The 402-nt window shown below is 35.3% G+C and carries 1 pseudogene; it reads left to right on the top strand.

The window, feature by feature from the left end:
- Positions 1-19: 19 nt before the first annotated feature.
- A pseudogene (locus ACQRBH_RS17355) lies at positions 20-402 on the top strand (IS1634 family transposase); the annotation flags it as partial.

Genomic DNA, 402 nt, shown 5'->3' with positions numbered 1-402 from the left:
ATATAAGGAGTGATTTGTTATGTATATAAACATTACTGGTAGTCAAAACAACAAGGACGTATATATTTACCAATCTTACAGAAAAGAAAACGGAAAATCGTCTTCTCGCATTTACAAAAAACTTGGAAAATACAATGACCTTTTAGAACAGTTTTCAGGCGACAAAGAAAAAATGATGGATTGGGCCAAGGCAGAAGCGGCGAAAGAAACTGCCCTTTATAATCAGCAAAGAGAACAAATCTCTGTAAGATTTTCTCAAACAGCACGTATTCCTTTGGAGGAAGAACGTTTATTCAACATAGGATATCTCTTTTTGCAGCAGTTATGTTCCGAATTAAGACTAACTAACATTTGCAGGAACATTCGTAACCGTCATAAATTCACTTACGACTTTCACGCGAT

This window comes from Bariatricus sp. SGI.161 (assembly GCF_050313695.1).
Classification (GTDB): domain Bacteria; phylum Bacillota; class Clostridia; order Lachnospirales; family Lachnospiraceae; genus JAFBIX01.
Note: the sequence above shows the minus strand (reverse complement) of the source record. Positions and strands in the feature narration are given on the sequence as shown.